The 21,302-nt window shown below is 63.5% G+C and carries 15 protein-coding genes and 1 pseudogene; 13 read left to right on the top strand and 3 right to left on the bottom strand.

The features are described from left to right. Positions 1-20: 20 nt before the first annotated feature. Together KEC55_RS34690 and KEC55_RS34685 are read left to right on the top strand one after the other, a co-directional pair. Complete coding sequence (locus tag KEC55_RS34690) at positions 21-965, top strand: dihydrodipicolinate synthase family protein (protein WP_282512254.1); 945 nt, start codon at positions 21-23, stop codon at positions 963-965. 419 nt (positions 966-1,384) lie between these two features. After that, a complete protein-coding gene (locus tag KEC55_RS34685) occupies positions 1,385-1,798 on the top strand; it encodes a DoxX family protein (protein ID WP_282512252.1) in 414 nt (137 codons plus the stop codon). Between the two features lie 97 nt (positions 1,799-1,895). Here the strand turns inward: KEC55_RS34685 and tssF are convergent, their stop codons facing one another. Genes tssF through KEC55_RS34670 form a run of 3 tightly spaced genes read right to left on the bottom strand, consistent with a single transcriptional unit; the run spans position 1,896 to position 5,388 of the window. Further along, on the bottom strand, positions 1,896-3,728 hold the full coding sequence (tssF, locus tag KEC55_RS34680) for a type VI secretion system baseplate subunit TssF (RefSeq protein ID WP_282512250.1): 1,833 nt from the start codon (positions 3,726-3,728) through the stop codon (positions 1,896-1,898). 11 nt (positions 3,729-3,739) lie between these two features. Then, on the bottom strand, positions 3,740-4,258 hold the full coding sequence (locus KEC55_RS34675; RefSeq protein ID WP_282512248.1) for a hypothetical protein: 519 nt from the start codon (positions 4,256-4,258) through the stop codon (positions 3,740-3,742). Continuing rightward, entirely contained in the window at positions 4,255-5,388 is a 1,134-nt protein-coding gene (locus tag KEC55_RS34670) for a hypothetical protein (RefSeq protein ID WP_282512246.1), read from the bottom strand. Before KEC55_RS34670 ends, KEC55_RS34675 begins: the two co-directional genes overlap by 4 nt. A 341-nt stretch (positions 5,389-5,729) precedes the next feature. Between KEC55_RS34670 and KEC55_RS34665 the strand changes: the two genes are divergently transcribed. From KEC55_RS34665 to KEC55_RS34615, 11 genes and pseudogenes are all read left to right on the top strand, one after another. Then, the gene (locus KEC55_RS34665; protein WP_282512244.1) at positions 5,730-7,661 is read left to right on the top strand and encodes a type VI secretion system tip protein VgrG; all 1,932 of its coding nucleotides are present in this window, start codon (positions 5,730-5,732) and stop codon (positions 7,659-7,661) included. Positions 7,662-7,691: 30 nt separating this feature from the next. After that, positions 7,692-8,123, top strand: a complete 432-nt coding sequence (locus KEC55_RS34660) for a DcrB-related protein (RefSeq protein WP_282512242.1) — start codon at positions 7,692-7,694, stop codon at positions 8,121-8,123. Between the two features lie 85 nt (positions 8,124-8,208). After that, on the top strand, positions 8,209-12,660 hold the full coding sequence (locus tag KEC55_RS34655) for an RHS repeat-associated core domain-containing protein (protein ID WP_282512240.1): 4,452 nt from the start codon (positions 8,209-8,211) through the stop codon (positions 12,658-12,660). Beyond that, entirely contained in the window at positions 12,657-13,790 is a 1,134-nt protein-coding gene (locus KEC55_RS34650) for an ankyrin repeat domain-containing protein (RefSeq protein WP_282512238.1), read from the top strand. The genes KEC55_RS34655 and KEC55_RS34650 overlap by 4 nt, the downstream gene beginning before the upstream one ends. 33 nt (positions 13,791-13,823) lie before the next feature. After that, positions 13,824-14,200 (top strand): annotated as a pseudogene (locus KEC55_RS34645) (sugar nucleotide-binding protein); the annotation flags it as partial. A 222-nt stretch (positions 14,201-14,422) separates the two neighbouring features. Next, complete coding sequence (locus KEC55_RS34640) at positions 14,423-14,977, top strand: SMI1/KNR4 family protein (protein ID WP_282512236.1); 555 nt, start codon at positions 14,423-14,425, stop codon at positions 14,975-14,977. Between the two features lie 143 nt (positions 14,978-15,120). Beyond that, positions 15,121-16,086, top strand: a complete 966-nt coding sequence (locus KEC55_RS34635; RefSeq protein ID WP_282512234.1) for a dTDP-4-dehydrorhamnose reductase family protein — start codon at positions 15,121-15,123, stop codon at positions 16,084-16,086. 158 nt (positions 16,087-16,244) lie between these two features. After that, positions 16,245-17,630: a DUF389 domain-containing protein gene (locus KEC55_RS34630; protein ID WP_282512232.1), complete on the top strand. Its 1,386-nt coding sequence runs from the start codon at positions 16,245-16,247 to the stop codon at positions 17,628-17,630. Between the two features lie 117 nt (positions 17,631-17,747). Continuing rightward, on the top strand, positions 17,748-18,665 hold the full coding sequence (locus KEC55_RS34625; RefSeq protein ID WP_282512229.1) for a LysR family transcriptional regulator: 918 nt from the start codon (positions 17,748-17,750) through the stop codon (positions 18,663-18,665). Between the two features lie 184 nt (positions 18,666-18,849). Beyond that, positions 18,850-20,178, top strand: a complete 1,329-nt coding sequence (locus KEC55_RS34620) for an MFS transporter (RefSeq protein WP_282512227.1) — start codon at positions 18,850-18,852, stop codon at positions 20,176-20,178. 81 nt (positions 20,179-20,259) lie between these two features. Then, positions 20,260-21,243 (top strand): succinylglutamate desuccinylase/aspartoacylase domain-containing protein, encoded by a 984-nt coding sequence (locus tag KEC55_RS34615; RefSeq protein ID WP_282512225.1) that lies wholly within the window; start codon positions 20,260-20,262, stop codon positions 21,241-21,243. Positions 21,244-21,302 lie beyond the last annotated feature (59 nt).

Below are 21,302 nucleotides of genomic sequence, written 5' to 3'. Positions count from 1 at the left end.
ACTGAAGCAAGGAGAAACAGATGCAACACCCGCAGCAATCGAACGTGACCATCGAGGGGATCGTGCCGGTGATGCTGACGCCGTTCGACGACGCCGGCGCGATCGACTACGCCGGGCTCGAGCGGCTCATCGAATGGTATCTGGCGCACGGCTCGGATGCGTTGTTCGCGGTCGCGCAATCGAGCGAGATGCAGTTCCTGAGCCTGGCCGAACGCGCGGAACTCGCGCGCTTCGTGGTCGATCGGGTGGCCGGACGCGTGCCCGTCGTCGCGTCCGGGCACATCAGCGACGATCTCGATGCGCAGGTCGCCGAGCTGTGCGCGGCGGCCGATTCGGGCGCGCAGGGCGTCGTGCTCGTGACCAACCGTCTCGATCCGCAGCGCAAGGGCAGCGCCGCATTGCTCGACCATCTGCACCGGCTGCTCGCGCGACTGCCGACGGATCTTCCGCTCGGCCTGTATGAATGTCCGGCCCCTTACCGGCGGCTTCTTTCGGATGACGAACTGCGTGCATGCATCGACACGGGCCGGTTCGTGATGCTCAAGGACGTGAGCTGCGATCTCGACACGGTGAAGCGGCGTGTTGCGCTCGCCGCGGGATCGCCGCTGAAGATCCTGAACGCGAACGCCGCGATTGCGTGGGATGCGATGAAGGCCGGATCCGCCGGCTTCAACGGCGTGTTCACCAACTTCCACCCGGATCTCTACCGGTGGTTGCGTACGCAAGGCGACACGAATCCGGCGCTGGCCGATGAACTGTCGACGTTCCTGGTCGTATCGGCGGTGTCGGAGGCACTTGGCTACCCGGCACTCGCGAAGATTTACCATCAGCGGATCGGTACGTTCGGGTCGATCAGGTGCCGTGCGATCGACTACGACGTGCGTGAGCGATTCTGGGCGCTCGACGCCGTGCTCGACAAGATCGTCGCGGGGACCGAGCATTTTCGCCGGCGAATCGCGGCGTAATGGGCGGTGCGGCGCGCCGGGCGGTGTTGACGGCGCGCCGGCATCGTCGTGGAGAACATCTAGCGTGTGCGGCGTCCGGGCCGCGTGCGCAGCCCGGCGTCACAGCCTGTCGTGCCGTTATGCACGCTGTGACGCGTTACAAAGCCCTTGTTGCGCCCAATTGTCCACTAAATCGAGACAGCGAATCATATTCAGACGGATTGATGATTTCCGGTGAGACAGTAGACTGCACTCGTGCTTCGCCAGAACCGATTCGAAGCGCGCCGCGAGCGGCGCGACCGGACGGATTCTTCGGCAACTGGTCGCGGTATCGGCCAGCGATCCGATCGAGCGAGGAGTGGTCCGTCGCCGGCCACGCACGCCGCTCCGGCGTGCATCGGCAACGGCCGCATCAAACCGTCAATTCAAGGGTGATTGCTATGCGTTACGTTTCGCTGGAGTCGAAGAAGGACGAGCTGCTGCTGGCGGCTCGCGTGCTGATGATGATCCTGTTCGTGCTGTTCGGCTGGCAGAAGCTGAACGGTTTCTCGGGCACGGTCGCTTACATGGCGTCGACGGGGAACCCGGCGCCTGAACTGGCGGCCACGATCGCGGTGGCGGTCGAGCTGGCCGGCGGCGCGCTGATCGCGATCGGTTTCTATACGCGTCCGCTTGCCCTGGTGTTTGCCGTTTATACACTCGCGACCGCGTTGATCGGCCATCGCTACTGGGCGCTGCAAGGGATGGAGCAGTACATGGCGATGATCAACTTCTACAAGAACGTGAGCATCATCGGCGGGTTGCTGTTGCTTGCGCTGACCGGGCCGGGGCGGTATTCGGTGGATCGGAAGTAACGCAGGGCGAAGTTTCTGTCCGGTGTCAGGGGCCCGGCGCACGAAAGTGCGCCGGGCTTTGCTTTTTGCGGGCGAAGGCGCACCGGGCGCGCGCTGCTTAAAGAACCGGCGTGGTGCCGAAGCGCGGTGGGCAACGTACCCGTTCCTGGCCGGAATCCGCATCGCGGATCACGGATTGCACGAAGCCGTTGGCTGGCGCGAAATGGGCAAAGAACGGGTCGAGCATGCGACTGAATGCGTACAGGCTCGTCGTATTGAACGCGGACGGCTCGACGCTCACCGCAATTTCGATGCCGCGCAGAAACGTCGACATGGGCTTGACGGCCATCCATTGCATGACGGGCCGGTGCGAGACACGGACGATCGCGTCGATGATCGGTGTCGGTCCCGGCGCGTCGGCCGACAGCAAGCGCAGCAATGCCCGCAGCGTGTCGATGCCGGCCGGGTTCAGGGTCAGCACATGCGGCGCCAGACCGGCGACGAGCTGCCAGAGGGCGTGCTGTCGAGGTGGCACGGCGCGGCAGCGAGATGCCGCGCGCAACAGCGTCACGCGGCCCGCGAGATTGTCGTTCTCGTTGAACAGATCGCCGTCCGGGGCACCGAATGGCAGCGTCGAAGGATGGTTGCCGTTCGTGCAGGTCAGGCCGAGCATCAGCTGACCGTCCGACCGTGCAATGGCATGCCCGGTCAGGTCGACGAGCGTGATCTCCGGGTATCGCGACACGTTGCCGTCGCCGTCGTATTCCCGGCTGGATGCAAGCCAGTAGGTCGGCGCATCGCGCGACGATCGTTCATGCACGAAGCCGCGGTAGCACGGAACGGGCGTGCCGCCCGATGCGTCCGGAGCGCCTTCGGCGGCCAGTCGAACCGTATCGATCGAGCGGACGGTGAGGCCGCGCATGCTCAGTACATGCGGCGTGACCGTGTAGGTCGCGGCGCCAGGTCCGAGCGTGATCGGCATCGCGTCGCGGCTGAACAGGTTCACGATCGGCGTACAGTACAGCCGCAGGTGGTCGGTCGTGATGGCGTCGAGTTGCATGCGTGCGGCAGACGATTCCGGAACGTCGACGATCGGCACGTGCAGCGTCAGCTCGCGGCACGGGCCGGCCGCACGCGCAAGCATTCCGAAATCGATGTCGATGAACGCGAACTTGTCGGGAAACGCGAAATACTCGCGCAGCAGCCGCCACGGTGCATGTTCCGTTGTCGCGTACGGCACGAGCGCATCGCGTTCATCGTACCCGGCCGGCTTCAGCGGAAATTGCGGCAGGCGTTTCCAGTGACCGCCGCGATCGCTTTCCACGAATGCGATCGGCGCTTGCAGCAGCAGCGCGTCGGCCAGCGTGGCGGTGAACGCTGGCGTGCCATGGAAGTGGACGCGGATCTGCTCTGGCGTTGCGGCGCGAAACGCCGCTTCATCCGTCAGCGATGCGAACGTAATCGACAGAACGATCGACGTGTTCGGCGGCAGCTTGCTGCGTGGCGATGACGCGGCAGCCGGCGCCACGCCGACCCGCTCGATCGAGATCGGAGCAATCGAGACGTCGTAACAGGTCCGGAACCGGCAAGTGCCGGCCCGGTCTTCGAGTTCGGTGTCGCGCAGCACCGTCATGGGTTCGGTCAACTGGCCGAGCGCGGCGCCTGCGTCGAATTGCGCGATCGCGCACGACGGAATCGGGCGTAGCTGCTCGGGGTAGAGCGTGTCGATGACCGCCTGCGCGAACACCGGGTAGTCGTCGTCGAGTTTCCTGCTGATGCGAGCGCTGAGCAATGCGAACGATTGCAACAGCCTGCCGAGATGCGGATCGTCGTTTTCGCCGTCGGTCATTCCGAGGCGTGCGGCGATCTTCGGAAAGCGCGCGGCGAACTCGTGCGTCGAGCGGCGCAGCAGCGCCAGCTCGCGCTCGTAGTGGGGCAGGAGCTCGTCCATCGTCGGTTGGATCAGCGCCGGATGTAGGGCGGCTCCCATTCATGGGGCAGCGAGTCGGGGTCGAGCCAGCGGACTGTCCGGATTGCGCGATAGAGGATGAACAGGGGCGGCAGCTTGACGACCGCGCTCACGAACATCACGATGGCCTGTCCGGGATCGATTGGTGCGGGACCAGCATGCAGGTAGAACGCCAGGCCAAGCAGCGGCAGATAAAGTGCCATGGCGCCGAAGGACAGCCAGCGGAACAGCCGGACAGCCCAGAGCTTGCCGGCGCCCATGCCGACGCCGACCGGCATCATGATGACGCTAATCAGGATCCATCCCGGCAAGAGGACGTCGCCGTGATCGATGCCGAATGCCGACGCCATGCCCAAGATGAGTTCAGTGATCGAGAAACCCACGCCCAGGAAAAAGCCGACCGCAGCGACGATGACCGGTCTGGGGCCACCGCGAGGACGATCGCCGGGGCGTTCCGTGCCAAGGTACGCTTTGTCGTAAGTCGTCGACTCGTTCGGATCCTGAGTCGTCATCGAGTGTGCTCCGGGAAGTGGCTGACGCCTACCTGAAATTGCAAGACGGTGGACGGATTACCGGCCATCGTAGCAGCCGTCGTTTCCGGCACAAGCAATTGCGCGGGATGTGACGCATCGTTATCCTGATGACGGGTGATCCACCCGGTTACCTCTTTCGTCAGATCGGGCGGACTGATGCCATAAACGCCCGTGCCGTAAAACGACGTCACGTATGCGGGAGCCTCGATTGTCCTGAGTAGCATCAGCTCCGTACGTGCCTTGTCCAGCTTCTGCTGCGCTTCACGGACCTTGGCTGCGAGACTGCTCGTCTGCTGCTGCATCTGGCCGGCTTGTTCGCGCATGAGTGCCTGATTGGGGCTGTCGAGCTTGCCGTGTGTCAACGAATCCAGTGCCTTGCGTTGATCCACGAGGCGTTTGGTTGCCTGGACGGCTTCCTCTGCCGCTTCACCGGCTTCACGGGCCACTCGGGGCAGGGACGCGAGCGTGCGGCCGCCGCTGACGAGGAGGTCAGGCATGACCATAAGCGGACCGACGGCTTCGATGATCCGGTAATGCAATGAGTGTTCGAGCTGACTGGCGCGGACTTCGTCGCCCTGGATCTGATACGCCAGCATTCTGCCGTCCTCGGACAACAGCATTAAAGAGCCGAACCCGGCCAGCAGACCGAGCGCCGGGAGCAGCGTGATTCCGCCGGCGACTATCGCCGCCATCGCTACGGCGCCGGCGAGCAGGCCGAACATGTCGCCGGCAACGGCTGCCGCCCCGAATGCGACCTTGTGCTGATCCATGTAATTCCGTGCTGTCGCGATCCCCCTGTCGAGCGCGGTGGGCCCCGACGCTGCCGCGACCCGGTGCGACCACGTCTGTGCGAGCTGCTGGATGGTTTGCGGGCTGGCGTTGCTCAACGGATCGGGCACCGCGACCGGCATGCGCGTCACCGAAACAACGAGATCCAGCGCGTGGCCGTCCGCATCGGGCATGGCTGGCTTGAGCCGCGCCGCGGCCTGCCCGTCGAAGAAGATCACGCCCGCCTTGGGACCGAGTACCCGCCCGGCGAATTTCGACAGGTGAAATTCGGCATCGGCCCGGTGGCAATAGGGCTCCCATAATGCGGGTGATTTCGGCATGGCGTCTTATTAATAATGCAGTGTTGATTATCGATGCGGCCAGTGGATGTGCCAGCGCTTCCGGCGATCAGCCGAGAATATAATCCGGCCGCATGACTAAAACCAGTCGGTCGCGCGAAAGGAAGTCTTTGTATATAAAGAGAAGGCAAGCGGAAAGGTAATAATTTCCGGATATGATTTTAAGTCGTTTTTGTGTCGGTATTTATTTCTTTTTGATTATTGGGGTTCGTTCGTCGAACTGTCAAATAACGATTCCGGGGTCCCCTTTTTCGTCAGGCGTGGATTATGATTTTGCGGCTTGAGACCCGCAAAAAGGGCAAAAGCAAACTGAGGGGGCCATTATGCAATTGTCCGATCTCGCGGGTTTTCTGAACCTGCAGAACAGCCGTCTGTTGACGATCAAAACACCCTTGTCCGGCGCGTCGGAACTCGTGCTGGGTGACTTCCAGTGCAGCGAGGGGCTGTCGGTGCTGTACGACATGCAACTCGGGCTGGCGTCGAGAAACCCGAATATCGAGTTGAAGCAGATGATCGGGCAGCCCGTGACGGTATCGCTGCAATTGAGCAATGCCCTGGCGAGCAGCGATGAACGGTATTTCCACGGTTACGTCACGCAGTTCGCCCATACCGGAACCGACGGCGGGTTGGCGAGTTACACGGCCACCGTGCGGCCATGGCTGTGGATGCTGTCGCGTCGAGTCGACTCGCGCATTTTCCAGGACAAGAATGTCCAGGACATTCTTGGTGACGTCTTTTCGAAGTACGCGAAGCTGGCCTCCTACGAGTTTCGCGTCGCACGGACGCTGAAGCCGTACAGTTATTGCACCCAATATCGGGAAACTGATCTGAATTTCGTGCTGCGCCTGCTGGAGCAGGACGGGCTGTTCTTCTATTTCGAACATGCGAAGGACGCGCACAAGCTGATCGTCACGGATGCGTCGACCAATGCGAAGCCGATCGACGGCACGGTTGCGCTGCGCTATGCAACCAGCGGCGAAACCTTCGACGACGAAAGCGTGGTCACGCAGTGGGTCGCGCAGCGTCACCTGTCTTCCGATAGCGTCAGCATGAAGACGTTCGACTACAAGGTGCCGAATGCGCGCCGCTATGTGTCTGGCGACGCGCCGATCAAACAGGGCGATGTCGGCCATTACGAGATCTACGACTATGTCGGCGGGTACGGCTTCGATTCGACCGATCACGGCGAAGAACTCGCGCGTTTCCGGCTGGAGGCGCTTGCCGCGAACGGCAAGGCATTCTCCGGCGCCACCAACTGCCGCACGCTGTCGCCCGATCGCTATTTCGAAATGACGGATCATTACGATCCCGGCAGCGGCAACGAGACCGACCGGCAATTCCTGGTGACGGCCGTGCGGCACCACGGCATGAACAACTACCAGTCGAACGAAGGTGCGGGCCGGTATTCGGCGAGCTTCCAGTGCATCCGCAAGAAGATTCCGTGGCGGCCGTCGCTGTCGGTCGTCAAGCCGGTCATCGCCGGTCCGCAGACGGCAATCGTGGTCGGGCCGAAGGGCGAGGAGATCCACACGGATTCGCTCGGGCGCGTCAAAGTGCAATTCCACTGGGATCGTCTGGGCAAGCGCGATCAGAGCAGTTCGTGCTGGGTGCGCGTCGGCCAGCCGTGGGCCGGCGGCGGTTTCGGCGGCATGCAGATTCCGCGCATCGGCGACGAGGTGGTCGTGTCGTTCCTCGACGGCGATCCCGACCGGCCGATCATCATTTCTCGCGTGTACAACGCGCAGAACATGCCGCCGTGGAAGCTGCCGGAGAATGCGACCCAAAGCGGCATCCTGTCGCGCTCCACCAAAGGCCACTCCGGTACTGCGAACGCAATCCGCTTCGAGGACAAGCAGGGCGAGGAAGAGCTCTGGCTGCAGGCCGAGCGCGACATGCGCACCGAGGTCGAGCACGACGAGTTGCGTGTCGTCGGCAACGATCATCGCTGGGCCGTCGGCCGCAACCATACGCTCAACGTCAAGGTCGATCACGCGTCGAATACGGGCAACAACCAGACGGTCGGTGTCGGCAGCGGCTTTGCGATGACGGTCGGCGCGCTGCCGGCCGACAATGCGCCGCCGCCCGATGCCGGTACCTACACGCTCAACGTCACCGAACAGATCGTGATCCAGTGCGGCAAGGCGCGCATCACGCTGAGCAAGGACGGCACGATCCGGCTCGAAGGCGTGCAGATCCTGGAGAACGCGTCGGACTACTTCCTGATGCAAGGCAAGAAGATCGACCTGAATCCCTGACCGGCGAATCATCAAAAGACCTCGGCGAACATGAAATATCTCATTCAGGAATGCAGTTTCGACATCCCGTCGCTGAACGACGATCGTACCGTCAACGTGCTGACGCTCGCGCATCCGCAAACGAGCGGGACTTACCAGATTGTCGTCAGCCGTGACCAGTTGATCGGCGGCGAGGATCTCGAGCGTTGCCTGCGCAGACAGATCGGCCTGATGACACGTCACGTGACGGGCTTCAAGGAAATCGCGCGGCAGCAGGTCGAGATCGGCGCGCAGCGCGTGCCGGCGCTTGAGCTCGAGAGCACGTTCAAGCAGTCGGGTTCCACGTTCCATCAGATCCAGGCGATGACTGTCGTCGATGCACCGCGCCTGCTCGTCATCACGCTGTCGAGCCAGACGCCGCTGTCGGATGCGCACCGTACGGCGTGGAAGCAGCTGCTCGACAGCTACCAACAGCATGGATAAGCCTCGCGCGCTGCGTCGAACGCCGGGCGCCCGCGCTCGCGTTCCCGACGCGGCCATTCTGTAACCAATCAGGATCGATCCCGTCATGTCCCTGCTCGCAGCCGCCCGACTCGGCGATACCTTTACCCATACTTCGTTACTGGCACAGATGCTCAAGGTCGCATCGACGATCGGGGCAGGGTTGCTGGTCGGGGCCGCAATCGGGGCGGCGGCGGTGTTCATCGTCGGGACGGGCGGGCTCGGTGCGGTCGTCGTCGGCGCGATCGTGGGCGCCGTGCTGTCGCAGGTCGTCAACGCCGCGACGTCGAAATTCCTCGGAAGCGATTCATTGGAGGGATATTTATCAGAAAAGGCAGGAGAACTGATAGATAGCTTCATCCCCGGCGAAGTCAAAGGCGCGATCGTGACCGGTTCCGCCGACGTGTTCGTGAACAGCCGGAGCTCGGCACGCGCGGCCGGCATGCCGAAGCCGCCGTTGCCGCCGGGCGTCGAGCCGCAGTCGGTGGCCGATCTGTTTACGCCGGTCGACCAGGATTTCGTCGCGTGCTCGAATCACCCGACGCCGAAAGGCGAGCATCTGGCCGAAGGCTCGTCGAGCGTGTTCATCAACGGCCGGCCGGCGTCGCGCATCAAGGATGCGACGACCTGCGACGGCAAGATCAATACGGGGTCGACCAACGTCAGCATCGGTGGCGAGCGGATGCGGGTGCGGGAAGTCACGAGCGAGATGCCGCCGTGGCTTGCGACGATCGCGAAATACGCAGGGCTCGCCATTGCGATTTGCCAGGCGTTGCGCGGGCGTGGCTCGCTGATGAGCAAGCTGGCCTGTTTTGGCATGAACTTCGCGATCAATGCGGGTGCCGACATGCTTGTCAGCAGTGTGGTGTCCGGACGGCTGGGGCATCCGGTCCACTTGCCGACAGGCGCGAAGATCCTCGACGGTGACGAGGAGCAGGATTTCGTTCTCGATGCTCCGATACCGATTGTCTGGCAACGTTTCTACAGCAGCCTCGATCCGCGAACGGACGGCCCGCTTGGCCGCGGCTGGAACCTCCCCTACACGGTCGAGCTAAGGCTTGGCGTCGGCGGTGACAACCCCCATCTCTGGATCGACGCACAGGGGCGGCGCACGCCCGTGCCGAATCTGCAGCCGGGACAGAAATACTTCAATCGCAGTGAAGCGTTGACCTTCGCCTGTACCCCGGGCGGGCACTGGATGATCGAGCTGGATGATGGCATGTGCTTCGATTTCGGGTTGCCGGTGCCGGGGCAGATGACTCAGACGCTGCGCCCGCGCTTTTTCGAAGACCGCAATGCAAACCGGCTTTACTTCCATTACGACGGGCGAGGGCGGCTAGCCGAGATTGCGACGATGGCGGGTCATTACGTGACGATGGACTACGACGCGACGCATGAACAACGTGTTGCGCGTGTGCTGCTTCACACGGAAGCCAGCACGGCGTGTCTGGTGACCTATACGTACACCGGCGAAGGGTTGCTCGAAAGCGTGTCCGATGGCGACGGGAACGAGCGGCGCCGATTTGGATACGATCCGGCCGGTCGCATGGCAATGCATCGCCTGCCGGGCGGCAAATCTGCGTTCTACGCATGGGAAGAATTCGAACGCGATGCACTGGCCGAAGAGAACGGACTCGCGGGGCGTGAGGCGCGCATCGTCGAGCACTGGACCGACGACGGCGAGCGTTATCGAATTGCATATGATTTTGCGCGACAGGCGTCCAGCGTGACGGATCATTACGGCCGCCTTCAGGTTTGTGAATGGAATAGCGACTATCTGGTGACCGCGCATACGAATGCGCTTGGACAAACCTGGCGATTCGATTGGGGGGAGGACCGCGAGTTGATTCGCTTCGTCGACCCGACCAACGCGGTGACGCGGATTAGCTATGACGAGGAGCGAGGCCTTCCCACCGAACTGACGAACGCATTGGGGCAGACGACGCAGTTCGAATGGCACCCGATGTGGATGTCGCTGGCACGTCAAACGCTCGCTGACGGACGGCAGTGGCAATACGAATTCGATATGCGTGGGAATCGGATCGGGGAAATCGATCCGCTGGGTCAGCGCACCGAGTTCAGGCTCGGTCGCGAGGGTCGGCCGGTGGCAATCGTCGATGCGCGCGGCGGGATCGCGCAGTTCGGCTGGAACCGGCAGCACCGGCTGATTGCCCGCACTGACTGTTCGGGCGTTACGACACGTTTTGAATACGATGCGCGAGGTCGCGTGATTGCGATCATCGATGCGCTGGGTCATGCGACGCATTATCGCTACGATGGTCGTGACCGCACGGTCGAGGTGCAACTACCGGACGGTAGCGGTCAGCACTATCGCTGGTCGGCGACGGACAGCCTGGCGGCGGCCGTCGATGGCCGCGGTTATACGACTACATTCGCCTACGATACCGCGGGACGTGTGACTTCGCGAACGGATGCGAATGGGCATCGGGTCGCTCTCGAATACGATACGTCGGGAAATTTGCTTACGCTCCATAATGAGGTGCGGGACGCTTATCGATTTACGTACGACGCGGCGGATCGGTTGATCGAACAGACCGGACCGGACGGCCTGCGAGTCGAGTACGAGCGCGATGCGCGCGGCGCACCGATTGTCGTACGGCAAGGCGCTGGTACGCCGCAGCAGATCACGACCGAACTCGCGCGCGACGTGCTCGGGCGACTGATTGGCAAGCGCACACCCGAGACCACGACAACCTACGAGTACGACGAAGCGGGGCGGGTAGAGAGAATCGCTCGAGCGGCTCACGACGGTCGTCCGATGGACGTGATGAGGTTCACGTACGATGCGCTGAACCGACTGACGAGTGAGTCGTCCGAAGCACACGGCGATGACGGCAAGATCCTTGCGACGCGATTGACGCATGAATACGACGCGCTCGGCAATCGCACGGAAACGACGCTGCCCGGCGACCGGACGCTGAGATGGCTGTACTACGGCAGTGGGCACCTGCATCAGATTGCGTCGAACGGCGAGGTCGTCTGCGATCTCGAGCGGGACCGACTGCATCGCGAAGTGAGCCGCACGCAAGGCGCGTTGACGTTGTCGACGGCGTATGACAGCCTGTCGCGGAAGGTGGCGCAGTGGATCGGCGACGCACGGCTTGCGCCGGGAACGTGGACGGCATTCGGCGCGCGCGAGGGGCATGACGTGCTGCGCAAGGCATTTGCGTATGACCTCTCGGGCGAGTTGACCGCGCGCATCGATCCGCTGGCGGGCGATCTCAAGTACAGCTATGACCCAGCGGGACGGTTGTGCGCCAGTACGGTCGAGGGAGCAAGCAGCAGGCCGGACGCGGTGGGCGCACTCACCGAACAATTCGCTTATGACGCGGCGTCTAACCTGCGACCGGTCGGCCAGCCGGGACGCGTCGAAGGCAATCGACTGTTGATGAGTGGCGATAGGCGCTTTCGGTACGACGCACTTGGTCGACTCGTCGAGAAACTGACCGGCGGTCATACGATCCAGCGGATGAAATACAACGCCGAGCATCAACTCGTCGAGGTGAACACGAATCGCCGCGGCGTCGAGCAAACGGTTCGCTTTAGTTACGATGCGCTGGGGAGGCGCACCGCAAAGCGCGATGCATTCGGCACGACCCGCTTCGTGTGGGACGGTATGCGTCTCGCGCAGGAACATCGGGGCCACCAGGCGGTGACCTATTTATACGAGGATGGCGGTTATATCCCGCTGGCACGGATCGATGCGATTCATGAGGATAGTCACTGGCTATGGCGGCTGTACCACGAGGACAGACGAAGCGGGCCGCCCGCCGAGACAAAGCCGGACGCGAAGATTTACTACTTTCATACGAATGTGAGCGGCGCGCCGGAAGAGCTGACCGATGGTGAAGGCAAGGTTGTGTGGCGAACACGCTATCGGGCGTGGGGCAATACGGTGCTGCAGGAGTACGCACTCGAGTTCGAGCCGAACCCGCGCGGCGATGTCATGCGGCCGCTGCCTCAGCCGCTCAGGCTGCAGGGGCAGTACGAAGACCTGGAAACAGGATTCTGCTATAGCACGCTCCGATACTATGACCCGGATGTGGGGCGGTTCGTCACGCCCGACCCGATCGGGCTGGCAGGGGGATTGAATCAATACCAGTACGCGCCGAACCCCCTGACGTGGATCGACCCGTGGGGGCTGGAGACATGCCGGCTGAGCAGCAAGGACAAGGAAAAGATGGGACCGCCTCCGGAAGGCATGGTGAATCCCCATCGCCACCATCTCGTGCGTGAAAAGGCGCCGAAAAGCTGGAAACCTGAAAACCAGAAGTTGATCACCGAGTCGCAGGCGATCATCCAGAAGCACGGCATCGGGTTGAACGATGATTTACGGAATTTTGCGTGGGCTCAGAACGGGGCGGGCGCGCATTCAGTAGAGGCTGCAAGAAATACGCGCGACGTATTGAAAGCGGCCGACATGACAGGGAAAACCAGCGAAGTTGAAAGTGCACTGAATCAGCTTCGCGCCAATGCATCGAAGGGAATATTCAAATGACGGATGCTCGCGCGATTTTTGAGCAGAATGCAGGTGTTTTTGGTGATATTTATGAATTTGTATCCCAGGATGATGTTGGCGGGCTTGCGAAAATATTCGACGAACATCCGGATTTTTTAAATGTTCCGGTGTACGGGGGCGCTGGTGGTGGCCTGAACCTTATGCACCGTGCCGCCGCGCAAGGTCGGCTGAATGCATGTCGATATTTGCTCGATATGGGCGTCAGCGTCGATGTTTGCGACGACAATTTTCTGACGCCGCTGGTTGGGGCGGCTTCGGCTGGCCATTTGTCGACCGTGCAGTTCCTCCTCAAGCACGGCGCGAGCGTGAATGGTCACGGATGCGGTGTCACTACGCCGTTGATCGAAGCGTCCATGAACGGGCATCGGGATGTCGTTGTCTTCCTGGTCGAGCACGATGCCAATCTCGACAGGTTGCAAAGGAAGTTCAACCAGACCGCGCTTGATGCCGCGTTGGTCTACAAACAGGAAGCAGTGGTGCAAGCATTGCAACGCGTCGGTGCGAGGCGATCGGTTGAGGCGATCGATCTTGCAGAGGAGCGTGGGAGTGGAATTCTGGAGCACATTTATCACAAGGTCGGCCCGATCCTGATCGACAGGAAAACCGTTGCGGTGGGACAGGCGCCGGTTGAAAGTCGTGCCGCGTTGATAAAGGAAGATAAATCAAGCAAGCTGCTTTTTACGATCGGACTTTTTGAATTTTCTCCCCGTCTGGAATTGATGTTTTGTGTCGAGTCGGATTGGCCCCTGGCCCCGGAATGTGCGGAGTGCGAGCCCCGTTATCAATTTCCTGGCGCAATTTTTGAATGGATCTGCGCGCGGATGGATGCGGGTACGGTATTCGCGGAGGGAGATGTTTTAACGCCGGAGGGTATCGAGGGATCTCGAATCGTCTGGCCTGAAGAAATCGACGCCCTTCTGTTTTCTGATTACAGTTTTGATCATGATTATCAGGATCGCGAGGGCGGCGACGAGGATAGCGTGAAATTGCTCTTGCTGACTGCAATAAAATTGCCGAAGAGTAAAAAATTGAGTGCAGATAAAGTCGGTGATCTCGTCCGGAAAACCCGGAATCTTCCCTGGAAAAAAGTGAGGCTTCCGCTCAGCTGAAGGGAGTCGGATCGCGTAGGTGGTACACGTCGAATCAGTTTGTATCGACCGCCCCATCATCTCCTCATCGGTGCCGCCGGTCTGCTCGGCCGCGCGGTTGCCGCAACCTTGGTCAGCGAGTCGTCGCTGACGCCGCTTGCAATGATCGGGAAGCCGCAAAGCGCAGGCGCAAAACTTCTCGCATTGCCACCGGAAAACATCGCGGAGCTGGACATCCTCGACCAACCGGCCCTCGAACACTTCTTCGAAACCCGCCGACCGGCCGCCGCATCCTCTGCGCCGCTGAACGCCGCCCGGACGTCTGCGAACGTAACCCGGCCGCTGCCCGCGCGATCAACGTCGACGCATTCGAAGCCAAGCACGGGGCTGGGCGTTCGACGAAGAATCAGAGCGCGTCTGGCGTATTTGATCTGGCCAGTCAGTCGAACACTGTCAATGGTATTGGCGGCGGCGTCATTACGCCGTCGGCGGGGACAAGTGGGCAGCTTGAAGTTGCCACTGGCAACAAGGACATAGGAAAGGTACTCGGAGCACGCGGGCCTTCGTACGATGCAACATTCCATGAAGCGTGAATATTTTTGATGCTTTTTGATTTGTCGAGGTGAAAATTGATTTCTTCTGTTCGTGATCGAATGGCGAAATTTTCATCATTGGGTGAGTGCATTGCGGAAAATGGATCGGCGTTGTATGGAAAATGCCCTCGCGTCGGTAGAGAGGCTTATTTGCATACACTCTATCCGCCGCTTGCGCATGACGAAATTGCTCGGCTGGAGCAGTTGGTCGGAAGGCGGTTGCCCCAACAACTCATCGATTTTTATGCCGAGTGCAATGGATTTCACTATTTCCTCGATACGCTGATCGTCTACGGCCTCCGCAAGCGTTCAGGTCGAAGTGGCGGCGCGTTGCTCCAGCCATACGACATGAGAACGCCGAACGTAGAGGAGCGAATCCGCGACGCTGACGAGGACATGGTGTTCTTTGCGTGGTACGACTGGGACGGAAGCCTCGCTTATACGAGGTGCGGCGATTCAAGCATTTATCTGTGCGGAAGTGATTCGATACGTCCGCTTAAACAATGGGATTCGCTGGACGACTTTCTGTCGTCCGAGTCGGAGAGAATTTTGGGTCTGTTCGACTCGAATGGCCGGTTGCTTGACGAAAACGCATCTACGCTCCCGGCATGCTGATTGAGCCGATACGCGAGTAAGCGGGGGATTTCGGGGGCGCTGCCGTGCGCCGCTGGGTCCGACGGGGACGCGAATTTTTGAAGATGACATCCGGGCACACGTTGTAACCTCACACTTCCATACTTCGAAGCAATCCGTTCCCGATGCCAAGCACACCGTCACCGACCGACCTCCCCACCATCCTCCTTATCGGCGCCTCTGGCCTGCTCGGCCGCGCGGTTGCCGCATCGCTGGCCAGCGAGTCGTCGCTGACGCTGCTTGCGACGATCCGGAACCCGCAAAGCGAAGGTGCAAAACTTCTGGCATTGCCACCGGAAAACCTCGCGCAGCTGGACGTCCTCGACCAACCGGCTCTCGAGCACCTCTTCGAAACCCGCCGCCCGGCCGCCGTCATCCTCTGCGCCGCCGAACGCCGCCCGGACGTCTGCGAACGTGATCCGGCCGCTGCCCGCGCGATCAACGTCGATGCACCGGCCCGTGTCGGCGCGCTGGCCGCCCGATACGGCGCATGGACGCTCGGCATTTCCACGGACTACGTCTTCGACGGCAAGGCCGCTCCGTACACGGAAGACGCCACGCCGAACCCGTTGAACATCTACGGCCGCACCAAGCTGGAAGGCGAGGCGGCGCTCCTCGCGGCATCTTCGCTCTCCTGCGTGCTGCGCCTGCCGTTGCTCTTCGGTCCGATCGCCGACTGGAGCGAATCGGCGGTCACGAGCCTCGTCCCGGCGACCGTGGCATCCGCCCGTCCGGGCGCGCAAGCGGTCGGCATGGACGCCTGGGCGATCCGCTACCCGACCTACACGCCGGACGTCGCGAAGGTGATCCGCGACCTGACGCTGTGCCATCTCGCGGGTGAATCCGTCACGGGCATCCGTCACTGGTCGGGCGAGGAGCCGATGACGAAGCACGACATCGCGCAGCGCATCGCTGCCGCGCTCGGCGTCGACGCATCGCTCACGCCGATCGACCAGCCGACCGACGCGACGCCGCGCCCGCACGATTGCCATCTCGACGCGTCGCGCCTGCGCGCGCTCGGCATCGACCATGCGACGCCGTTCGACGTGGCATTGCGCACGGTCCTGCGCGGCGCGCCACCGATTCCGTAACGCCGCCACGACGACGAGCGGGCCGCCCCGGAGAATTGTGCGAACGCGGCCCCTATGCGATGCTTGCTCCGCGGTGCGCGTGGCCTCTGCCATGCGCACCGCGCGACGCATGGCCGCCGCAATCCCGTCGCCCCCGGCACCCGAACCCGACAACAACCATGACCACCTCAGCTTCCCGCACGCTGACCCGCCTGCGTGCCACGTTTCGCCAGTACTTCAGCCTGCGCGAAGGCCAGGCCGACCGCGAAACGATCGACCAGGACATCCGCAGCGGCGTCGGGCTGCGCGGCACGAACCTGTGGATCCTGATCTCCGCGATCTTCGTCGCGTCGATCGGCCTCGACGTGAACTCCACCGCGGTCATCATCGGCGCGATGCTGATTTCCCCGCTGATGGGGCCGATCATGGGGCTCGGCTACGGGATCGGCATCTACGATTTCGCGCTGATCCGCCGGTCGCTGAAGACACTGGCCATCGCGACGCTGATCAGCCTCGCGACGTCGGCGTTGTATTTCTCGTTGAGCCCGCTGACGGGCGAACACTCCGAGCTGCTCGCGCGCACGTCGCCGAGCATCTGGGACGTGCTGATCGCGTTGTTTGGCGGCCTCGTCGGGATGATCGGCGCGACGCGCAGCGAAAAGACCAACGTGATCCCCGGCGTTGCGATCGCGACCGCGCTGATGCCGCCGCTGTGCACGGCCGGCTACGGCCTCGCGCACGGCAGCCTCGCGTATTTCGCCGGCGCGTTCTACCTGTTCTCGATCAACTCGGTGTTCATCGCGTTCGCGACGCTGGTGGTGACGTGGGTGATCCGCGCGAAGCCGGTCGCGCCGGTAGACGAAACGCTGCAGCGCCGCGTGCGGCGCGTCGTGCTCGCGGCGGTCGTGCTGACGGCCGTGCCGAGCGTGATTCTCGCGTACCGGCTCGTCACGCAGGAAGTGTTCAACGCGCGCGCCGAGCAGTTCATCAAGACCGAGCTGTCGCTGCCGCTGTCGGTGGTCGCGAGCAAGCGCGTCGATCCGCGCGGCCGCGTGATCGAGGCGACGCTGGTCGGTCAGCGGGTCGACCAGGCGAAACTCGACCGGCTGGCGGACAAGCTGCCGGCCTACGGCCTGCAGAACAGCCGGCTTGTCGTGCAGCAGGCTGGCGACGAACGGATCGACACGGGCTCGCTCGCGTCGTCGCTGAAGGCGAGCATCGCGCAGGACCTGATCGCCGCGAACGACGCGACGCGCACTGAAATGGACGCGAAAGACCGGACGATCGCACGCCTGCAGCACGAAATCGACGGCCGTGCGACGCAGCAGGCCGAGCTGTCGCGCGTCGCGCGCGAGCTGCGCACGCAGTATCCGCAGATCCGCGAGATCCTGTACGGCGCGACCGACGGATGGGACGCCGGCGCGAGCACGCCGGACGCGGAACCGTTCGTGACCTTCGTCGTGTCGACCGCGAAGCCGCTGCCGCGCGCGGATCGCCAGCGAATCGAACGCTGGTTGAGCGTGCGGCTCGATTCGCCGCGCGTGCGTGTCGTGACGGCGGGGTGATGCCGACCCCATGCACATGACTTGTCGCCGTCGATCGGACCGGGAGAGCCGGCCGGAGCGTCGCGCTCGCGCGGCGCTGCCCGGCATCCCGTCGCATACCTGCCCCGGAGCCACGCCATGCAACTGAAATGGCTCGAAGACTTCGTCGAACTGGCCCGCACGCGCAGCTTCACGCGCGCAGCGGAAAACCGTTTCGTCACGCATCCGGCGTTCGGCCGCCGCATCCGTTCGCTCGAGGAATGGGTCGGCACGCGGCTGATCGCACGCACGAAGCCGCTCGAACTGACGGCGGCCGGCACCGTCTTCCTCGATGCGGCATCGAATGCGCTCGACATCCTGCACGGCGCGCGCACGCAACTGCAGGAAGCGTCGCCAGTGCTGGAGAACAACCTGCGGATCGCGACCGGCCGCACGTTGTCGGCCACCTTCTTTCCCGACTGGTACGACGAGACGGTTGCGCGCGCGGGCTTTTTCACGGCGACCGTGTCGACCGGCAGCGCGGAGGAAGCGATCCTGCAGCTCACGGCCGGCGAAGCCGACATGCTGATCGTCTATTCGAGCCCGCACACACGGCTGCTGATCGATCGCGACCGCTTCGACTGGCTGTCCGTCGCGCGCGAGGTGCTGGTGCCCGTCAGCGCACTCGATGCGCGCGGCAGCGCGCGCTACCGGCTGCCGGCCGGGCAGGCGCCGGTGCCGTGGCTCGCGTTCGCGCGCACGCTGACGCTGCGCGCGGTGCTTGCGCGGCATCTCGCCGAAATGCCGAACCGTCCGACACTGCGGCCCGTGTACCAGGCCGACTCGTACGAAGCGATCCTCGCGATGGCGCGGCGCGGGCTCGGCCTCGCATGGCTGCCACAGCGGCTCGTCGCGGACGACGTCCGGCGCGGTGAGCTCGCGATCGTCGGCGGCGCCGACTGGCAGATCGGCTTCGACATCGCGCTGTACCGCCGCCGGAACGAACCGCACCCGGTGCTCGACGCGATCTGGCGCACCGGGCCATCACGGGACGACGACGGCGCTCCGGCCGCCTGAGCCGGCTGCCCGAACCGGTCGGCGTACGCGTTGCGCCGATCAGCACGCTTGCGTGCCGAAACGGCACGAACGCGCGCACCGCGTTGCCTACACTCCGCGCTTGACTGGCCCGAACGGCCGCCGGCAACCGCCGCGCGCCGTCTTTCAAAATCCTGACGGCCAGCATTCCCGGAGGAGCACAGGCATGACCCGCAATACGCAAGCCGCGGCGCCGGCGCCGCACAATCCGTGGCGCGAGATCTGCGCCGCGAGCATCGGCAACGCGCTGGAGTTCTACGATCTGCTGATCTACGGTTATTTCGCGATCGTCATCGGCCAGCTGTTTTTCCCGACCCACGACGCGGCGACTTCGCTGCTGCTGTCGGTCGGCACGTTCGGCATCTCGTTCATCACGCGTCCGCTCGGCTCGATCGTGCTCGGCAGCTACGCGGACCGCGCGGGCCGCAAGGCATCGCTCACGGTGTCGATCGGGCTGATGATGGTCGGCACTGCGATGATCGCGTTCGCGCCGACGTATGCGCAGATCGGCATCGCCTCGCCGCTCGTGATCATCGTCGCGCGGATGCTGCAGGGCTTTTCGACCGGCGGCGAATTCGGCGCGGCGACCGCGTTCATGGTCGAGCAGGCCGACGCGAAGCGGCGCGGCTTCTTCGCGAGCTGGCAGATGTCGACACAGGGGCTCGCGACCGTGCTCGCGGCCGGTGTGTCCGCGCTGCTGAGCCTGCTGCTGACGGCCGATCAGCTGCACGCGTGGGGCTGGCGCGTCGCGTTTTCGGTCGGGCTGCTGATCGGCCCGGTCGGCCTGTACATCCGCCGCAACATCGACGAACCGGCCGATTTCCGCCGGCTCGGCGAGCAAGGTCGCGCGAAGTCGCCGCTGCGCGACGTGTTCGTCCGCGATCGCGCGAACATGCTGCTCGGCGCGGGTGTCGTCGCGACGGCCACGGCCTTCAACTATGTGCACAAGCTGTACATGCCGACGTATGCGGTCAAGCAACTGCATATCCCGGCCACGTCGTCGTATCTCGGCGCGGTCGTCACGGGCGCGATGCTGATGGTCGCGGCGCCGGTCGTCGGGCACCTGTCGGATCGCTTCGGCCGCATCCGCGTGATGCTGGTCGCGCTGATCCTGGTCGGCGTGACGACGTGGCCGCTGTTCGTCGTGCTGAACCGTTATCCGACCGTCGAAACGCTGCTCGCGGTACAGGCGCTCGTCGGGCTGCTGATCGCGGTGAGCCTCGCACCGTTGCCGGCGCTGCTCGCCGACATCTTCCCGACCAGCACGCGCGGCACGGGCCTCGCGCTGTCGTACAACTTCTCGGTGACGCTGTTCGGCGGCTTCGCGCCGCTGATCGTCACCTGGCTGATCGATGCGACGCACAACAAGCTGGCGCCGAGCTTCTACGTGATGGCGACAGCCGTGCTCGGCATCACGTCGGTGATCTCGCTTGGCCGCCGGATGCGCGGTGCAGCGGCCGATTCCACACCGTCGACGCGCGCGACCGAGGCGTGACCGACCCGACACGAACCCGATTCGGGCGTAGCCGGCACGCGCCGGCTGCGCCTTTCCCGAACCCTGACGAATCCTTCCGACATGACTACGCTTGAAGCCATCCGCGCCGCGTTGCCGGCCTATCCGATCGAAGTGGCGTTCCCCGACATCTCGCGCTGGCGTGCGGGCAACGCGGGCGTCGACTACCTGCATACGTTCGACAGCGGCAAGCCCGGCAAGCACGTGATGATCCTCGCGCTCACGCACGGCAACGAAGTCAGCGGCGCGATCGCGGTGGATGCGCTGTTGGCCGCCGGCCTGCGGCCGGTCGCGGGCCGGCTGTCGCTCGGTTTCGGCAACGTCGGCGCGTACGAGCATTTCAGCGCGGAGAATGCCGACGCGACGCGCTATCTCGACGAGGACATGAATCGCGTATGGACGCCGGCCGCGCTCGACGGCACACGCGCCAGCCGCGAGCTGGCCCGTGCGCGCGCGATGCGGCCGCTGCTCGATACGGTCGACCTGCTGCTCGACATTCACTCGATGCACGAAGCATCGGCGCCGCTAATGATGACGGGTCCGCTCGACAAGGCGATCGCGCTGGCAGCGGCGATCGGCACGCCCGAGCACGTGATCGTCGATCGCGGCCATGCGAACGGCACGCGGCTGCGCGACTACGGCGGCTTCGGCGATCCGGCGAGCGCGAAGAATGCGCTGCTGATCGAGACGGGCCAGCACTTCGCCGCGAGCGCGCGCGACGTCGCGCTCGACAGCGCCGCGCGCTTCCTGCTGCATGCAGACGTCGTCGCACACGACGACGTCGCGGCGTTCCTCACGCAAGCCGCGCCGGTGCGGCAGAAGTTCATCGAGATCACGGAGCCGGTCGTCGCGCGCTCGATGGATTTCCGGTTCTCGCAGCCGTTCACGGGGCTCGAGGTGATCGAGAAAGCCGGTACCGAGATCGCGCGCGACGGCGACGACGTGATCGTCACGCCGTACGACAACTGCGTGATCGTGCAGCCGTCGATGCGCCATCTCGGCGTGAACGTCACGATGATGCGGCTGGGGCGGTTGCTCGACCGCTGATTGAGCCGGCCGCAAGCATTCGAAGTCACGCCCGGCGCAATCGCCGGGCAACCGACACC

Source organism: Burkholderia cepacia (assembly GCF_029962485.1).
Lineage (GTDB): Bacteria > Pseudomonadota > Gammaproteobacteria > Burkholderiales > Burkholderiaceae > Burkholderia.
This window is presented reverse-complemented; position numbering and strand designations above follow the sequence as displayed.